The sequence below is a fragment of the Flavobacterium sp. NLM genome (genome assembly GCF_002210235.1).
GTDB classification, from domain to species: Bacteria; Bacteroidota; Bacteroidia; order Flavobacteriales; family Flavobacteriaceae; genus Flavobacterium; species Flavobacterium panici.
In genome coordinates this window covers 13,325-29,378 of record NZ_LIAC01000004.1, presented here as the reverse complement: position 1 = coordinate 29,378, position 16,054 = coordinate 13,325, and the positions used below count along the sequence as shown (strand labels likewise).

At 32.0% G+C, this 16,054-nt stretch carries 18 protein-coding genes and 1 other RNA gene; 7 read left to right on the top strand and 12 right to left on the bottom strand.

Annotated elements, in window-relative coordinates; genetic code table 11:
• Window positions 1–31: 31 nt before the first annotated feature.
• Window positions 32–862 (bottom strand): 4,5-DOPA dioxygenase extradiol, encoded by an 831-nt coding sequence (gene ygiD, locus APR43_RS05560; RefSeq protein ID WP_053470670.1) that lies wholly within the window; start codon window positions 860–862, stop codon window positions 32–34.
• Between the two features lie 83 nt (window positions 863–945).
• Window positions 946–2,355: an ATP-dependent RecD-like DNA helicase gene (locus APR43_RS05555; RefSeq protein ID WP_053470669.1), complete on the bottom strand. Its 1,410-nt coding sequence runs from the start codon at window positions 2,353–2,355 to the stop codon at window positions 946–948.
• A gap of 350 nt (window positions 2,356–2,705) precedes the next feature.
• Between APR43_RS05555 and APR43_RS05550 the strand changes: the two genes are divergently transcribed.
• Window positions 2,706–3,527: a DUF3822 family protein gene (locus tag APR43_RS05550; protein ID WP_053470930.1), complete on the top strand. Its 822-nt coding sequence runs from the start codon at window positions 2,706–2,708 to the stop codon at window positions 3,525–3,527.
• Window positions 3,524–4,129, top strand: coding sequence for an RsmD family RNA methyltransferase (locus tag APR43_RS05545; protein ID WP_053470668.1), 606 nt, complete (start codon window positions 3,524–3,526; stop codon window positions 4,127–4,129). Before APR43_RS05550 ends, APR43_RS05545 begins: the two co-directional genes overlap by 4 nt.
• 84 nt (window positions 4,130–4,213) lie before the next feature.
• Here the strand turns inward: APR43_RS05545 and APR43_RS05540 are convergent, their stop codons facing one another.
• Complete coding sequence (locus APR43_RS05540; protein ID WP_053470667.1) at window positions 4,214–6,331, bottom strand: outer membrane beta-barrel family protein; 2,118 nt, start codon at window positions 6,329–6,331, stop codon at window positions 4,214–4,216.
• Between the two features lie 370 nt (window positions 6,332–6,701).
• On the opposite strand from APR43_RS05540, the gene APR43_RS05535 reads away from it, so the two are divergent.
• The 3 genes from APR43_RS05535 (at window position 6,702) to APR43_RS05525 (ending at window position 9,043) form a co-directional block, all read left to right on the top strand.
• Window positions 6,702–8,060 carry a sensor histidine kinase gene (locus tag APR43_RS05535; RefSeq protein WP_053470666.1) on the top strand — a complete coding sequence of 453 codons (1,359 nt, stop codon included), beginning with the start codon at window positions 6,702–6,704 and terminating at the stop codon, window positions 8,058–8,060.
• Window positions 8,061–8,070: 10 nt separating this feature from the next.
• Window positions 8,071–8,757, top strand: coding sequence for a response regulator transcription factor (locus APR43_RS05530; RefSeq protein ID WP_053470665.1), 687 nt, complete (start codon window positions 8,071–8,073; stop codon window positions 8,755–8,757).
• 91 nt (window positions 8,758–8,848) lie between these two features.
• Window positions 8,849–9,043: a hypothetical protein gene (locus APR43_RS05525; protein ID WP_053470664.1), complete on the top strand. Its 195-nt coding sequence runs from the start codon at window positions 8,849–8,851 to the stop codon at window positions 9,041–9,043.
• Window positions 9,044–9,119: 76 nt separating this feature from the next.
• Here APR43_RS05525 and APR43_RS05520 read toward each other — a convergent pair whose 3' ends face one another.
• The 3 genes from APR43_RS05520 to rnpB all read right to left on the bottom strand — a co-directional run bounded on the left by APR43_RS05520 (window position 9,120) and on the right by rnpB (window position 11,845).
• Window positions 9,120–10,037 carry a ketopantoate reductase family protein gene (locus APR43_RS05520; protein WP_053470929.1) on the bottom strand — a complete coding sequence of 306 codons (918 nt, stop codon included), beginning with the start codon at window positions 10,035–10,037 and terminating at the stop codon, window positions 9,120–9,122.
• A 199-nt stretch (window positions 10,038–10,236) separates the two neighbouring features.
• Complete coding sequence (locus tag APR43_RS05515; protein WP_053470663.1) at window positions 10,237–11,487, bottom strand: cation:dicarboxylate symporter family transporter; 1,251 nt, start codon at window positions 11,485–11,487, stop codon at window positions 10,237–10,239.
• A gap of 31 nt (window positions 11,488–11,518) precedes the next feature.
• Window positions 11,519–11,845: RNase P RNA component class A (rnpB, locus tag APR43_RS05510), an RNA gene on the bottom strand.
• 113 nt (window positions 11,846–11,958) lie between these two features.
• Between rnpB and APR43_RS05505 the strand changes: the two genes are divergently transcribed.
• Window positions 11,959–12,471 (top strand): hypothetical protein, encoded by a 513-nt coding sequence (locus tag APR43_RS05505; protein WP_053470662.1) that lies wholly within the window; start codon window positions 11,959–11,961, stop codon window positions 12,469–12,471.
• Between the two features lie 111 nt (window positions 12,472–12,582).
• A complete protein-coding gene (locus tag APR43_RS05500; protein ID WP_053470661.1) occupies window positions 12,583–12,876 on the top strand; it encodes a hypothetical protein in 294 nt (97 codons plus the stop codon).
• Window positions 12,877–13,094: 218 nt separating this feature from the next.
• Here the strand turns inward: APR43_RS05500 and APR43_RS05495 are convergent, their stop codons facing one another.
• The 6 genes from APR43_RS05495 to APR43_RS05470 form a co-directional block, all read right to left on the bottom strand.
• A complete protein-coding gene (locus APR43_RS05495) occupies window positions 13,095–13,466 on the bottom strand; it encodes a LysM peptidoglycan-binding domain-containing protein (protein ID WP_053470660.1) in 372 nt (123 codons plus the stop codon).
• 6 nt (window positions 13,467–13,472) lie between these two features.
• Window positions 13,473–13,952, bottom strand: coding sequence for a BON domain-containing protein (locus APR43_RS05490; RefSeq protein ID WP_053470659.1), 480 nt, complete (start codon window positions 13,950–13,952; stop codon window positions 13,473–13,475).
• Window positions 13,953–14,055: 103 nt separating this feature from the next.
• Window positions 14,056–14,553, bottom strand: a complete 498-nt coding sequence (locus APR43_RS05485) for a hypothetical protein (RefSeq protein WP_123924593.1) — start codon at window positions 14,551–14,553, stop codon at window positions 14,056–14,058.
• Window positions 14,554–14,568: 15 nt separating this feature from the next.
• Window positions 14,569–15,078, bottom strand: a complete 510-nt coding sequence (locus tag APR43_RS05480) for a hypothetical protein (RefSeq protein WP_088636391.1) — start codon at window positions 15,076–15,078, stop codon at window positions 14,569–14,571.
• A gap of 32 nt (window positions 15,079–15,110) precedes the next feature.
• Window positions 15,111–15,392 carry a hypothetical protein gene (locus APR43_RS05475; RefSeq protein ID WP_123924592.1) on the bottom strand — a complete coding sequence of 94 codons (282 nt, stop codon included), beginning with the start codon at window positions 15,390–15,392 and terminating at the stop codon, window positions 15,111–15,113.
• A 44-nt stretch (window positions 15,393–15,436) separates the two neighbouring features.
• Entirely contained in the window at window positions 15,437–16,012 is a 576-nt protein-coding gene (locus tag APR43_RS05470) for a hypothetical protein (protein WP_053470655.1), read from the bottom strand.
• Window positions 16,013–16,054 lie beyond the last annotated feature (42 nt).

Genomic DNA, 16,054 nt, shown 5'->3' with positions numbered 1-16,054 from the left:
ACAAAGGTTTCGCAGAGATTCACAAAGTTTTTTACATTATTTTTACCGAAGTCATACTCAACGAACCTGCCAAAAGTTTATCATTAAACAAGTTTAATTCTTCTGATTTTTCTTTTAAACCTAAAGTATACAATAAAGGCAAATAATGATCTGGAGTTGGGATTGCAATTTGAACCGCTTTGCTCATTTTTTCGTACTCAATTAACGGCTGGAAATTTCCATCCAATAAATAATTATTTACGGTTTCTCTGGCTTCAATTGCCCAATCATAACCGTAATTATCTTTATCAAAATTTCTGAAGTCAACTAAACGAAGATTATGCACAATATTGCCGCTGCCAATAATCAAAACTCCTTTATGACGCAGCGATTGTAATTTCTGCGCCAGTTCAAAATGATATTGTCCTGATTTTGTATAATCAATACTTAACTGAATTACTGGAACATCTGCATTAGGATATAAATGTTTAATTACGCTCCACGCACCATGATCTAAACCCCAATGTTCGTCTAAATCAACCTGAACGGGATCTAATATTTTTTGAGTTTCTAATGCCAGTTCGGGACTTCCTTTTGCCGGATATTGCACATCAAAAAGTGCCTGCGGAAATCCTCCAAAATCATGAATCGTTCTCGGCATTTCCATTGAAGTTACTTTTGTGCCTTTTGTAAACCAATGCGCCGAAATACATAAAATAGCATTGGGCTGCGGTAATGTTTTTGCCAGATTCCGAAAACCAGCCACAAACTGATTTTCTTCAATAGCATTCATTGGGCTGCCGTGTCCTAAAAACAAAACCGGCATTTTATCTGTATTCGAAAACGTAGATGAAATCGAATGTAAGTCGTTTAGTGTTGTCATTGTAAAAATATTTAAACACGAATTACACAAATTTGCACTAATCTAAATCAAAAAAATTCGTGCTAATTCGTGAAATTAGTGTTTTATTCTTCAAAACTCTCGTCTTTAAATCCTATCAAATATAATTTATTTTTGGCACGCGTCATTGCTGTGTAAAGCCATCTTATATAATCATGATCGATTCCGTTTGGTAAATACGGCTGTTCTACAAAAACCGTATTCCACTGCCCTCCCTGTGATTTATGACACGTTATAGCATAAGAGAATTTCACTTGTAAACCATTAAAATATTCGTTTTCTTTTACCTTTTGAAATTTCTTGTATTTAGTCGATTCATCTTCATAATCCTTCATTACTTCTTCATACAAACGATTTGATTCTTCGTAGGTTAACGATGGAGATTCACTTTTTATAGTATCTAAAATCAATACCGTTTCAAAAGGTTTTTGATCCGGATAATCGACCATTCTTATTTTTACTCTTGCAAAAGTAAAACCGTATAATTCTTTGATTCCGAACATTTCCAAAACTTCAATAATATCACCATTGGCAATAAATCCTGCTTCATCGGTTTCTTTCAGCCAAAAATAATTGTTCTTTACCACCATCAAAAAATCGCCTACAGAAAGTTCACTTTCTTTAAACAAAATTCGGGTTCTGATTTGTTCGTTGTATTGATTTGCCCTTTTATTGGAACGGACAATAAATGCCGTATCTTCAATACTATAATTGCTGTAAGCCGTATTTATCGCATCCTGTATATCATATCCATCGGTTAACCGAACAATATCTTTGAACTTTTTTACATTGAATTTAAACTCCGTGATAAAGCTTTCTTTCAAAAGTTCACGTAATTCGGTTGCATTGAATAAAATCCCTGAACTTTCTTCCTGACGCATTACTTCATCCAATTCAATATGTTCAATTTCTTTATCATAATGCATGCCTAAAGTATGCGTATCTAAAGCCGGACTAATATCTAAATTTACCGGAGGAAGCTGCGCTGTATCTCCTAAAAGAATCATTTTGCAATTGGTTCCGGAATACACATAATTAATCAAATCATCCAGAAGCGAACCGCTGTCTAAAGTACTGTCCGAGATCATGGAAGCCTCATCGACTATAAAAATCGTGTTTTTATGTTTGTTGACTTGTCTGGTAAAAGCCACTCCTCCACCCGATGATTTTTTAGGAAAATAGATCTTCTTATGAATCGTAAAAGCCGATGTATTGGAATAATTCGCTATTACTTTTGCCGCGCGTCCGGTTGGTGCGAGCAGAACAAACTTTTTATTAATATCGCCCAGATTGTTTACGATTGTCGAAATCACCGTTGTTTTTCCGGTTCCGGCATATCCTTTTAGTACAAAAATGGTGTTGTTTGCTGGTTCGGTCAAAAAAATGGCTATTTTTTGAAAAAAAATATCCTGTTTATAAGTAGGTGCAAAAGGAAATCTTTTTTGCAAAACGCCGTAAAACGATGCTGAATTCATAAGGTAAATTTGAAACACAAAGTTCGTTCTTTTTAATGGCAATGGCAATTTTAAACCATATAAGTGATATAAGTAAATTTAAGTTTTAGGCTTTGCGCTTAATTCCACGAACTTATAATTGCTTACATGATCTAAAAAAATCAAAACAAACATCCAGTAAGCTTAAATTTACTTATATCACTTATATGGTTTAGAAAAAGAAAAAAATAACGCAACGATAATGCTCTGCTAACCTTCTTGTAATATTGTTTTTTAAAATTGCAATTATATTAGTTGCTTTTAAATTTGTAAGTTTGTGGTCACCTAAATTCTTTATTGAAACAAAACAGGTAACGAATTGTAAATCAATTATGTCAATACACAATACTAATATTACATCAAAAAATTACAAAAAACTTTCGATTCAGGTTTCGCTGAACGGATTCTCTTTTTGTTGTTTTGATACCTTAAATAATACGATTACTGCTTTTAATGAAGTTCAGTTTGATAGTACTCAAAAACAGAATAAAATTGAAGATTTATACGCTTCAGCTTTTAAAAATTATTCTGAATTAAAAGAAACTTACGACGACATTTTAGTCATTCACAATAATAATCTTTCGACTTTTGTACCAACGCCGTTGTTTGATGAGGATTATTTAGGAAGTTACCTGCAGTATACCACAAAAGTGTTTGAAACTGACTTTTTTACTTTCGATCAAATCACCAATTACGACATGCATTCGGTTTACATTCCGTATATCAATATCAATAATTTTTTAATTGATAACGTTGGTTCTTTCGATTACAAACATGTTAACAGTATTTTGGTCGAGAAAATTTTGGAAGGCTCAAAAAACAACGACGAGAAAAAAATGGTTGTAAATTTCAATCCGGAGCATTTTGAAATTATCGTGGTACAAAATCAAAAGCTATTGTTATTCAACTCTTTTGAATATCAAACTCCTGAGGATTTCATTTATTACATCCTTTTTACAGCCGAGCAATTAAATTTAAATCCGGAGATTTTTCAATTGGAACTGCTTGGAACAATACACCAAAACGATCCGTTTTACGACATCGCTTACAAATACATCCGTAATATTTCTTTTCTTGACGTTAGCGCTTTAAAGGAAAAAAACAACTACACAACAGCTCAGAATCAAAAACATTATATCTTATTTCAATCATGAGAATCATTTCAGGAAAATACAAAGGGCGTCGGATATTTCCACCAAAAAACCTTCCTGTAAGACCTACGACTGATATGAGTAAAGAAGCATTGTTTAATGTTTTGAATAATCATTTTAGTTTTGACGGCTTAAAGGTTTTAGATTTATTTTCGGGAACCGGCAATATCAGTTATGAATTCGCTTCACGCGGAAGCGCACCCATTACCTCAATCGATGGTGATTTTGGATGCGTTAAATTCATCAAACAAGTTTCATCAGAATACGATTTTGACATTGCAGCCACTAAAAGTGACGTTTATAAGTTTCTGGAAAACTGCAAAACTTCATATGATATAATTTTTGCCGATCCGCCTTACGGATTAGATCAGGCTGCGTTTGAGAAAATTGTTCTTACTGTTTTTGAAAAAGAATTACTTTCAGAAGACGGAATGATGATTATCGAACATTCGAAATATACTAAAATGGATCATTTAAGTAATTTTTCATTTCAGAAAAGTTACGGCGGTTCGTTTTTCAGTTTCTTCGAATTGAATTCTACCGATGATGATGAAGAACTTCCGGGAGAATCTCCTTTAAAAATTGTTGAAGAAGACGAAGGATAATCTATATCAATTTACAAATTTTTAAAATCCCAAATTCCAAGCTTCAATTGGAATTTGGGATTTTAAATTTTTGAATTTTTCATTTTATCGAATTCTACTTTCGTTTTCATTCACATTCTTTTCCTTAAATTCGGTTTCTTTTACTTTACCAAAAGAATATTTAACCGAAATTGAAATTTCATGAGCATCAACAATATATCTTGCTTTTGAACTAGTATCGTTAATTGTAAATTCTTCTGTTTCAATTACATTTTTAAAGACATTATTGCAGCTCAAAGTACAGTTCCATTTTTTTAGGAAAGTTTTAGAAAGCGCCATATCTACAACAAATCTGGGATTTCTTTCAAAAACACCTTTTTTCTGTTCCGTTAATCCCCAAAAACTTAAAACGAAAGTATATTCTTTTGGGAGCTTAAATTCGTTGTTAGAGTAATAATATAAATACGGTTTTGAGTCTAAAAGTTCAGCCGAAGAATCTTCTATTTTTTCGAGAATAAAAACCAATGAATTAGTTGTTGTCCAAAATTTATAGGTAAAAGGCAGTTCAAAATCAAGACTTAAACCTGCTTCTTTATCAAAATTTATATCTTTAAAAGTCATTATATTTTGGCTTTTATCATAGAGAAAACTATTATAAACCGGATTTTTATTTTGCCAATAACTCACTTTAACCGATTTATCATTGTATTGAAAAGTCGACGAAATTTCATTATTAAATGTTGGTCCCAAATTGATGTTACTCGCGTATATAAAATACGGATTTATATAAGTCGCAATATTACTTAACGACGAATAATTGGGACGTGAAATACTTTTGGCATAATTCAAACTAATATTTTTAGTGCTGTCTATTGCCATAGAAAACTGTACTTTCGGGAAAAGATTCGTGTAATTTTTATCGATCAAAGCCGAAGCATCTGTTTTATATTTTCCGCTAACATTGGTGTTTTCAACTCTAAGTCCGGCAGAAAAACTGATCTTTTTAATTTTTCCCGAAAGCTGTGTATAAGCCGCCGAATTCTCTTCTTTAAAATCATAATCTAAAGCTGTATTTTCATTTTCTTCGAAATCAAAAATAGTAGTATTCGATTTGGATTTTGCTGCAGAATAAAGTCCGCCGTATTCCAGGTTCATTTCGTTTTTAAACTTTTTTTCCAAATCAATTCTTCCTGAAAAAACATCAACATTAAACTTTTGATTTCGATTTTGAGATAAAGTAAATTCAGTATCATTATAGTTATTTTCGACCATAGTTGCTAAATTCTGCTGAAAATTCGAATATTGAAAACCTGCAAAAAGCTGTGTATTAATTACTTTGATCTTTTTTGAATAATTCAGAAATGCGTTTACAAAATCCTTTTTACTCGAATTATCGCTCGAGGTCAAAACATTGTTTTCAACGTTTTGATTTTTATTATATGTAAAAGTATTTATGGGAAAAGTGTCTGTACGAAGTCTGGAACTAACATTAAACGAAAAATAATCGTCGTCATTTATTTTATAAAATAAGCCGCCGCCAAAAACATATTGCTTTCGTTTTGTTTCGGCCATAACATCATATTTCGAAGCAATATCAGCATTTTGAATTTGATAATCAATACTATGACTTTCCCACGGATTGAGTCGGTTGTAATTAAAATTGGCTTTCCATTCGAATTTGTTTTTCTTGAAACTCGTATTCAAACCGAGATAATTATTATAGTTTTTCTTGAAAGAAGCAACTTCAGAAATTTCAGTTCTAAAACTGTCTTTTTTGCTGAATTTTCGAGTAATCAAAATTACAGAACGCCCTTCGGCTTCATATTTTGCAGATGGATTCTGAATGATTTCTATCGTTTTAATATCGGCGGGAGCCAAAGCATTTAAATCGTTTATTCCCACTTTTTGATTGTCGATATAAATCAGCGGATTTCCTTTGCCTACAACAGTAATATTTTCTTTGTCTGAACTTACCTGAACTGTTGGCAGTTTTGCCAATAAATCGACTGTATTTGGAATTGAATTATAAACAGAATTAGCAACATCAACTTTAATGTTTCCGTTTGTATTGGTAAATGTTTTTTTATTTTGAGTGATAACAACTTCTTTTAATTGTTCATTTGAAATCGAATCTTTTGGCGTTTCATTTTGGGCCTTTACAGCAAATGAAAGACCAAAAAGTAAAAGCGCAAGAAGAAGTTTTAAGGGCAGATAAATGTTCATTTTTAAAAGTTTTTGATTTTGTGATGATGCAAAAATGCTTCTAAAAAAGCGCTGTGTAGGTTAATTGAAGGTTAATGCGGAGTTAACGTCATTTTTGTTCCATAAAAGCATTATTTTTGGGTGAAGAAAATGGGCCGCGGATTTTACGGATTAAACGGGTTTATGCTGGTTTATTTTTTTAAGATTTAGTTTAAATATAATCTGTGCAAACCTGTTTAATCCGTGTTATTACTGTGCTATAATTTCTCCCGCAGATTTTACAGATTAAGCAGATAAATTAATCAGCTAAATCATTTAAATCTGCGAGAAAAACAAAAATAAAATCTGTGCAAACCAGTTTAATCCGTGTCATCAGCGGGCCAAAAAAAAAATGAAACAAAGAATCAATTTATTAATAGCATTTTCGGTTGTGGCGTTGATCGTTTTATCGACTGTGCAATGCTATTTGGTAAAAACAACTTACGATTATAAAGTGGCGCAGTTTCATACGCAGATTAAAAATGAAATTGCCCAGATTTCTAATAATTACAGCGATATTGATTCGGTTTTAGTTTCCAGAAAAGAAGCACTTTATACGCAATTATCAGAAAAATACATTCAGGGAAAAAATTCCAAAATCGACATTAAAAAAGGGATTTTAGAAAATGAATACCGAAGTGCATTAACGGCACAAATTCAGCGAAAATTCGAAAGGGATTTACCTAATTTCAAAATTGATTTTGCGATTGTTCTCAACAAATTCATTTTGTACAAAAACACCAAAAAAGCCGACACAATTTTCTCTGAAAAGCCTTTTATTCGAAACAAATTATACGGAAATCTGGCTTCGCTAAATCATGCATTTTTAGTCCGAAATTATGTTGGAACAACCAATGGAACTTTTGAAAATCAGGAATATCAATTATTGACAGAAGATTCGATGTATGTTTCGGTTATCGATTGGGAAATGATTATTTTAAGGCGAATGGCTTTTATTTTAGTTTTGTCTTTATTCTCGATTCTCACACTTATTACTCTTTTTGTAATTGCCCTTAAAGCTTTAATCAAACAGAAAAAAGTAAGCGATGTAAAAACCGATTTTATCAATAATATTACGCACGAACTTAAAACACCTTTGGCAACTTTAGGTATTTCGACCAAAATTCTGGAGCAGAAAAACATTCGTGAAAACGATGAAAACTTCAATGCAATTGTCAATACGATTTCACGCCAAAATAATCGTTTACAAAGTTTAATCGATCAGGTTATGGCAAATTCATTGGCCGAAAATGAAATTGAATTGCAAAAGGAGAAAATCGAAACCGAAGATTTCCTGCAGACAATTGTAGATGATTTTAAAATCACGTATCCTAAAATTGGTATTAAAACTGATTTTCAGACTCAAAAAACGAATCTGATCCTTGATAAATTTCATTTGACAACGGCTCTTTTAAATGTTTTGGAAAATGCTGTTAAATACGGTTCAAACACTATTATTGTAAAAACGAAACAAGTTGAAAATCAATTTTCAATTAGTATTGAAGACAACGGAATTGGAATTGCAAAAAACAAACAATCGCTTCTTTTTGAGAAATTTTATCGTGTAGAACAAGGAAATCTTCACAATACAAAAGGCTTAGGTTTAGGATTGTATTACGTTGCCCAAATCGTAAAAGCGCATCAGGGTTCTGTTAACGTGATTAGTGATTTAGGAAAAGGAACTCAGTTTACTATTTTATTAAAAGTTTAATTACCCTATTTTGAAAAAATTACTTTTAGCTGAAGACGATCACGATTTTGCAGCAATTTTAAAACAATATTTAGAACTTCATCAATTTGAAGTAATCTGGGCAGAAAATGGCGAAATAGCTTTAGATTATTTTAAAAACCAGATTTTTGATATTTGTGTTTTTGATGTAATGATGCCCAAATTAGACGGATTTTCATTGGCAGAAAAAATAATTACAATCAATCCCGAAACTCCCTTTATTTTTTTAACAGCAAGAAAGTTAAAAGAAGACAAAATCATTGGATTAAAACTTGGTGCAGACGATTATATTGTGAAACCTTTTGAAGTCGATGAACTGGTATTGCGCTTGCAGAATATATTAAAGAGAATCGAACAAAAGAGAAGTTTGGACGGAAATAATAGTATTGAAATTGGTTCGTATGTTTTTGACAATGAACGTTTAACACTCAATAATAAAAATCACGTGCAGCAACTCACAGAGAAAGAAGCCGCTCTTATTGAATATTTATATCTCAACCATAATCAGTTATTAAAGAGAGATGAAATTTTAATGTCTGTTTGGAAAAAAGATGATTATTTCTCTGGCCGAAGCATGGATGTTTTTATCAGCAGGCTTAGAAAATATTTTAATTCAGATCCAAACATAAGGATCGAAAGTGTTCGGAATATTGGTTTAGAGTTTAAGATTCTAAAGTAATCCTGCAAATCATATAAGTTTCTTAAACAATTGTATAACAACAATTAATAGTTATGATGATACATTTGTTAGGAACTTAAAATCTAAAATCATGAACCTAAAAAGATTTTTCGGAGGGTTGTTGACAATCCTCGGAATTGTAGGACTTATTTATACTGCCGTTATTTTTGCAGGTACTTCTGGAGAAACCAGAGATGTTAAATCATTAATTATTTATGGCATATTAGGAATTGTTTTCTTTATGTCAGGAATTAGTTTAGTTCGTACTACAAAGGACGAAGCGTAATATTTTTTTTAAACACATAGAAACATCGTTCTCTTTAGTTTTAATTAAACTTTATTTCTATGTGTTTAAAAGAAATCTATTTTACCAAAACAGCGGCAATCTTTTCATAAAGCGGCGTTTTTACACCGTATTTTTTTCCTTCATTTACCACAAATTGTGTGAGTGACAGTGCTTCGGTATTTTTTCCTGCCAGTAAATCCCTGTGCATAGACGAAGTCGCTTCTTTTGGCGATTTTTCTAATTTCTGAATGCTCTGTGCTACAATATCATGCGGTAATTTTAAACCTTTTGCCTGCGCCACATCTTCAATTTCATGAAGCAGTTCTATGTACGTTACTTTCGATTCTGAATTGCTTAAAATTTCACCAATATTTTGGTTTAAATAAGAAGTTGCAGATGCTAAAGCTGAAATAAAAATGAATTTTTCCCAAACAGTTTCCTCTATATTCTCCACTAAATAACTTTCGACTTTTGCTTTTTGAAGGATGTTTTGTAATTCTTCCATTTTTGAAAACGAAGCTGTTTTAGATCCAAAAAACAGCTTTTCATAAAATCCGATTCTACGGATAGTTCCAGGTGAAAAAATCATCGAAACAATGTAAACGCAGCCTTGTAAAACTTCATTATCGGGTAGTATTTTTTTAATTCTTTCCTGCGCGTCAACGCCATTGTATAACGGAAGAATTAAGGTTTCTTTTTTAATGCAGCTTTTTAACGAGGTGAAACTTTCTTCAATATCATACGTTTTTGTTGCACAGATTAAATAATCCAAAACACCAATTTCTGACGGATCATTCGAAACCAAATTCGGATGAACAATCATTTCAGAATCATCAGTTACAATCTTTAATCCGTTTTCGGCAATCGCTTTTTGAGTTTCGCCGCGTGCGATAAAAATGATTTCAACATCATCAGATTTTTGATAGGCTTTCGCCAAAAGTCCGCCGAAATAACCTCCAACGCCCCCAAGTCCTAAAATTCCAATTCTTTTCATAATAAATCTATTTAATGCCATAAATTAATGCCACAAAGGCACTAAGTCACAAAGTTATTTTAATCTCGCAAAGTCGCCTGAGACGCAAAGAAATTCACTAAGCTTTAAAAAACTTTGTGACTTCGCCGCTTTGCGAACAATTTTAAGCCAAAAAGAAAAACAAAAACTTAGTGCCTTTGTGTCTTAGCGGCTAAACAAATTATTCCTCTAAAACAGGATTCAAATCAAGTTCTGTAAAATCGTGTTCTGTTTTCGAAATTATAATCGTTGCGACTGTATTTCCAATCAAGTTTGTAATAGCTCTCGCTTCGCTCATAAATTTATCAACTCCTAATAAAAAAGCCAAACCTTCTACAGGAATTTTATGCAGCGCTGTTAAAGTTGACGCTAAAACAATAAATCCGCTTCCGGTTACGCCTGCTGCACCTTTTGACGTAATCATCAAAATACCAATAACGGTCAAAATTTCGAAGAAACTCAAATGCACATCATACAACTGCGCCAAAAATATTACCGACATCGACAAGTAAATCGAAGTTCCGTCGAGATTAAAGGAATATCCTGTTGGAATCACCAATCCCACAACCGATTTACTACAGCCCATTCTTTCGAGTTTAACCATAATACTTGGCAGAGCAGCTTCTGAAGATGAAGTTCCTAAAACCAGTAAAAGTTCTTCTTTAATGTATTTTAAAATCGAAAGTATACTTATTTTATAATAGCGCAGAATGGTTCCTAAAATTAGAAAAACAAACAACGCCATGGTGAGATAAACACAAAGCATTAATTTTCCCAGCGGAATTAAAGTTGCTAATCCAAATTTTCCAATTGTATAGGCCATTCCGCCAAAAGCACCAATTGGAGCGAGGTACATTACGTATTTTAAGCCGAGGAAAACGACTTTTGAAATTCGTTCTAATACTAAAATGGTCTGCTCTCTTTTTTGATAAAAATTCAAGGCGATTCCGCAGACAATTGCTGCGAGTAAAACCTGCAAAGTAAAATTGGAAAAGAAAAACTGAAGCCACGAAAAATCCTTTGCACTTGATTTTGTATATTGGCTTGCATCGCCCAAAGTCAATCCCGATTTATCAATTTTTCCGGGTTGAAATAAATAAGCAACTGCAACGCCAATTGCTAATGCAACAGTCGAAACTACTTCAAAATATCCTAAAGCTTTAACTCCAATTCGGCCGACTTTTTTTAGGTTTCCCATTCCGGAAATTCCTAAAACAATTGTCAAAAATATAATTGGACCAATAAATAGTTTGATAATGTCGACAAACCTTTCGCCTACAATTTTCATTTTCACACCATTATCCGGTGAAAAATGTCCGAGTAAAACGCCTGCAATAATGGCTATTAAAACCCAAAATGTCAGATTGGTGACTATAGTTTTAAAAAGACTTTTGTTAGCTTTTGAAGCAGGATTTGGGGTGGTTATATTCATGAAGATAGATTAGAGTCTTTCACAAATATATAAAAAAAGCAGACCTATAAGCCGGATTCTGTCCCTGATAAATCAAGGCCTTATCATTTATCTAGATTCCGCATTACTGCGGAACTCAAGCTACCTACCCTTCAACAACGGACGAGAAGCCCTTAAATGCTGATATACTTGGTATTTCACCGCATAGAGTTTACCTGGTTTCACTACAGCATTACCTGTACATACTTTCTGCTGCACTTGTCCTAATCCTCTCGTTCCAAAAAACGAGAGAACCGACGGGCGTTACCCGCTATGCTTCTCTGTGGTGTCCGGACTTTCCTCCCTCCCTAATTGGAACGGCGATAAGGCGGTCTGCGCTGCAAAAGTAACACTTTATGAATGAAGAATTCGAAAATTATAGTATTTTAGTTTTTTGAAAAAGTTACTTATACTTACTTTCAAAAACTTAACCTTTTAAAACCTCTAACCAAGTTGAAAAAATTTTTATCCACTATTTTAATAATTTTAGGTCTACTTTTTATATCCCGACATGTTTATAAATTTTATCATGAAAATTATTTACTAGATACTGAAGCAGTTGTAAATATCTATCCGAATATTCCAGATGAAAAAGTTGATGATTTTTTTGGTTTAACAAAAGGAACGTTTGATAGCAAAAAGCACAGGATTCTTTTCAGTTTTGTAAAATCTGATGGATATTCACTCAATTATTATTTGAATTTACCTGTTTACGATTATAACAGTCTGAAAACTTTAGATTGTGAGGAATACTATTCGAGAGAAAAACATTCACGTTTTTCAAGAAAAGAAATTGTCGATAACGGTATGGTGTATGTAAGATTAACAAGTGACTTGCATAATTTTAATGTTGGCGAAAGTTCGAAATCAATTATTGCAGTAAGAGCTGTACCTATCAGTTTTACATTTGGTAAAATAAACAGCATAATTATTAATAGCGAGAGAGCTATTCGATATTGCAATTAATACATTTTTTGAGCGCATTGATTTACTAAAATCATTTTCACTCTTTTTTCGTAAAATTTTAATTTTAAAATAGTTATCTTTAAAATTCCGTAATTTTAAATTAAGTCTATTATGAAAAGAATGTATCACTACGCAACTGTTTCAAAGGCTTTAGATCAATTGAATGAGAAAGGATTTACTTGTGATTTTAATCGAAATGCAGACGCGATTAAAAAGAATCCTGAGAAATTTGAAATTGTTCATGTGTATCGATACGAAGGGGAATCTGACCCTGGCGATGAGGCAGTTGTATACGGAATTAAGTCCGTTAATGGTAAAAAGGGCGTTTATGTAGCAGGTTTTTCCGCCGATTCAGATCAGGAAACTGCCAAATTTTTATTTGATTTAAGTATTAGGGGAAGGTAATTATGATTACATCCAGTTTTGTCATTTCGACGAAGATTGAAGATCAACTGCTCGGAATTTCTAGTGCGATTTACTTCGTCTATTCGCTATCGCTCGGGTCTCCTTTCGTCGAAATGACATAAAATGTGGAGAATTTCTTCCTGAAATTGATTCGTTCTTCGCAATGACTAACAAAAAAAAAGCCCATCAATTAAGACAGGCTTTTCAAAACAGTAAAATTATACTGTTGGTATTTTTAATTTCCAGCCGGGCTGAATTAAGTCGGGGTTTGTAATTATATCTTTATTGGCTTCATATATATCCTGCCATGAAACTCCGTAAGCTTTTCCAATCTTCGAAAGAGAATCTCCTACTTCAACAGTATATTCTCTAGAAACACTTTCTTCGACTTCAATATTCATCACAACATCTGCTGATCTATAATCCGGATCAATTTTATTATAAGCGTTCCAAAGTTTTTCTTTGTCTGCTGCAGATTTTGCTGTTCCGTCAATATATAAAACATTATCCTGTTCTCTAACTTGCAAATTATCTATTTGTAATTCGCTTGCTAGATCAGTTACTTCTCTGTATTTATCTTGTAAACTCATAACTGCTTATTTAATAGTTAATTTGTTATCAACTTTTTTAGGCTTTAATTCCTGGACTCTTTGAATTAAAGATTGCAGCTGATCTCTTTTAATTTCTCCCGAAAGCGTTACTACCCCGCCTACTACAGTTGCACTTACTCCATCATAAGCTTTTACTACTTTAGCAACTGAGGCATCTAAATCTGCATCTGAATTAATTATAACCGCTGCCGCAGCAGGCTCTACATTTGGTTCAGGAATCTGACAATTGTTTACTACTGTTTTTACTCCTTGAACTGATTTAACAGATTTCTCAATATTTTTCTTGAAAGCTTCATCATCACAAGTCCCAACTATAGTTGCAACACCTTCGTGCACTGTGACATGTATTCCTGGTGTATCGCTTAATTTTTCATTGATTTGTTTTTCGATATCTGCATCTTTTGGAGTACAAGCAAATAAAGAAAATGCAAATCCCATTCCCAATAAAATTGACTGAATTTTCATAACACTACATTTTAATAATTAACTATTTAAAATTAAACAGATTAACTACCAAAACATTATAGGATGTTCTTGTTGATTTTATATCTTTTCCAGTAAAAAGTAATTAATTTATCTTTTTAAGAGTTTTTAAATAATCTAAAAAAAGATCTGGAATTTTACTGAACCCTGTCTGGTAAACATCCACAAGATATATTTCATTTTCCAGCATTCCGTTTTGAATTCCTTTTTTAGAAGCTAGAATATCTCCCTTTCTAACAATCAGAATTTTATAATAGTGATCATTATCTTTTAAGGTCAATTCATTAAAATCAGATATTTTAGGGTCATTGCAAATATTTTGTTGTCCAATGTCGGCTCCTAAATAACCTTGAAATTTTCCGAAATCATAAAATGGATTATTATTATCGAAGTTTCGATAGGTTTTTCTGTTTCCTTTTTCTAAAATAAATTCTTTGACTTTTTCAAAATCTTCTACCGAAAACTGATTTGTAATTTTCAAGAAATTAGTTTGATTAGCAGTCATGGTTTGAGATATTGATTTTACAAAACTGAATAATATCAGCAGAAAAATAATTGATTTTGAAATGCTAAAAGATTTCATGGCTTAATTTTGAAATTATATAATTACAGTTTCAACTCTAACTGAAATTTTACTGTTTTTTAAAATCAAAATCAATTCTTCAACTTGAGCCATTGGCATTTTTACAGCAGTTTCTATTTCTGCGTTTTCACAAGTTATAACTAAAACAGCTTCGTTATCTTCTTCATAACCAACTGACTTAAACGAATATTGAGGAAGTATTGATTCTATTTCTTTTTTAGCATCTTTAAACCAGCCGTAATTGGCTTCATAAATAATTTTATTGGGTAAAAAGTCTATAATTTCTTCTCCGTATGTATTCCACAATGAAACTCTCAGAAGATAAAACCCAAAAAGTCCAAATACACCAATCGCAATAAAATAACCTATATGTAATCCGCTTCCACTTGCAATACTTAAAATAACGCCTAATACGGGGACAGCAAAAAACAGAAAAGTTAAAAGAAACATGATCAATCGAATTATAAAAGGCGATTTTTTTACTTTTAAGTTTAGTGTATTGAATTCCAGAGTGTATTGTTTCATATAGGTTTGTTTAAGTTTTATTTTAGAACTCCTTATTCATTTTCACTAAATCCGTTTTGTCTTAATACGCTCAAGACATGTAATTTATAATCGAACCAGTGTACATCATTTGGATGTTCTAAATTGTCAATTTCAGCTAATAATTCTAATATTTTCATTATGCCGTTAAAACTGTTTTCTTCATTTTCAATTATATCATTTATCTTCTTAGATATTGTGAATTCTGGTAAATAGAATTTATTTAATTTTGAGTTTGACTCAAAATAGCGGCACATCATCTGCATATTTTCAAAATGTTGAGTATGTTTTTTCATTATTATTTGATCTGAAATGATTTTAATATATTTCTTTCCTTATATTATTTAGAAATAATATCAAAAATGGTCTTTTTCTTTAGCAACTTGGCTTGCAAAAATGGAATTCCGATAGGAAAGCACCAAGCTGCCGCGAAATAAAAAAATTCTGGAATGCGAGTGTCATTTTGCAATAAAGTGATTTTTTTAGCAACAAAATAGCTTACGTAAATGTAGCCGGCAAATACAATCAATGTATATAAACTCCCAAGAGCTTCAAGAATAGCCCAAGTTGAGTTTTCTAATAAAATTGGATTTTTTGTGATGTCCATTTCTAAACCTAATATGAACCTAATTAAACCGTAAGAAAATAATACCCAAAACGAAATATTAAAATACTTTTTCTCTGAAACTTCTTTTTCTTCAATATGATATACAATACTCCAAACCCAGATAAAATATACAATCCCTACTATAGTTACCGAAATTAAAACTAATGGAAAGATAAATTCAAAATTGGCAAAAAAGCCTATAAAAGTTATTATTCCTGTTACTATTAACGAAACAAAAGGCAAAATAATAAATAACATTATAAAAGTTACAGGCTGTAAAGAAAGAATTTTAGAGGTTATTTTTTCCATTTCAAAAGGTGGTTAGTTTATTTAAATGTGTTTTTGGTTATG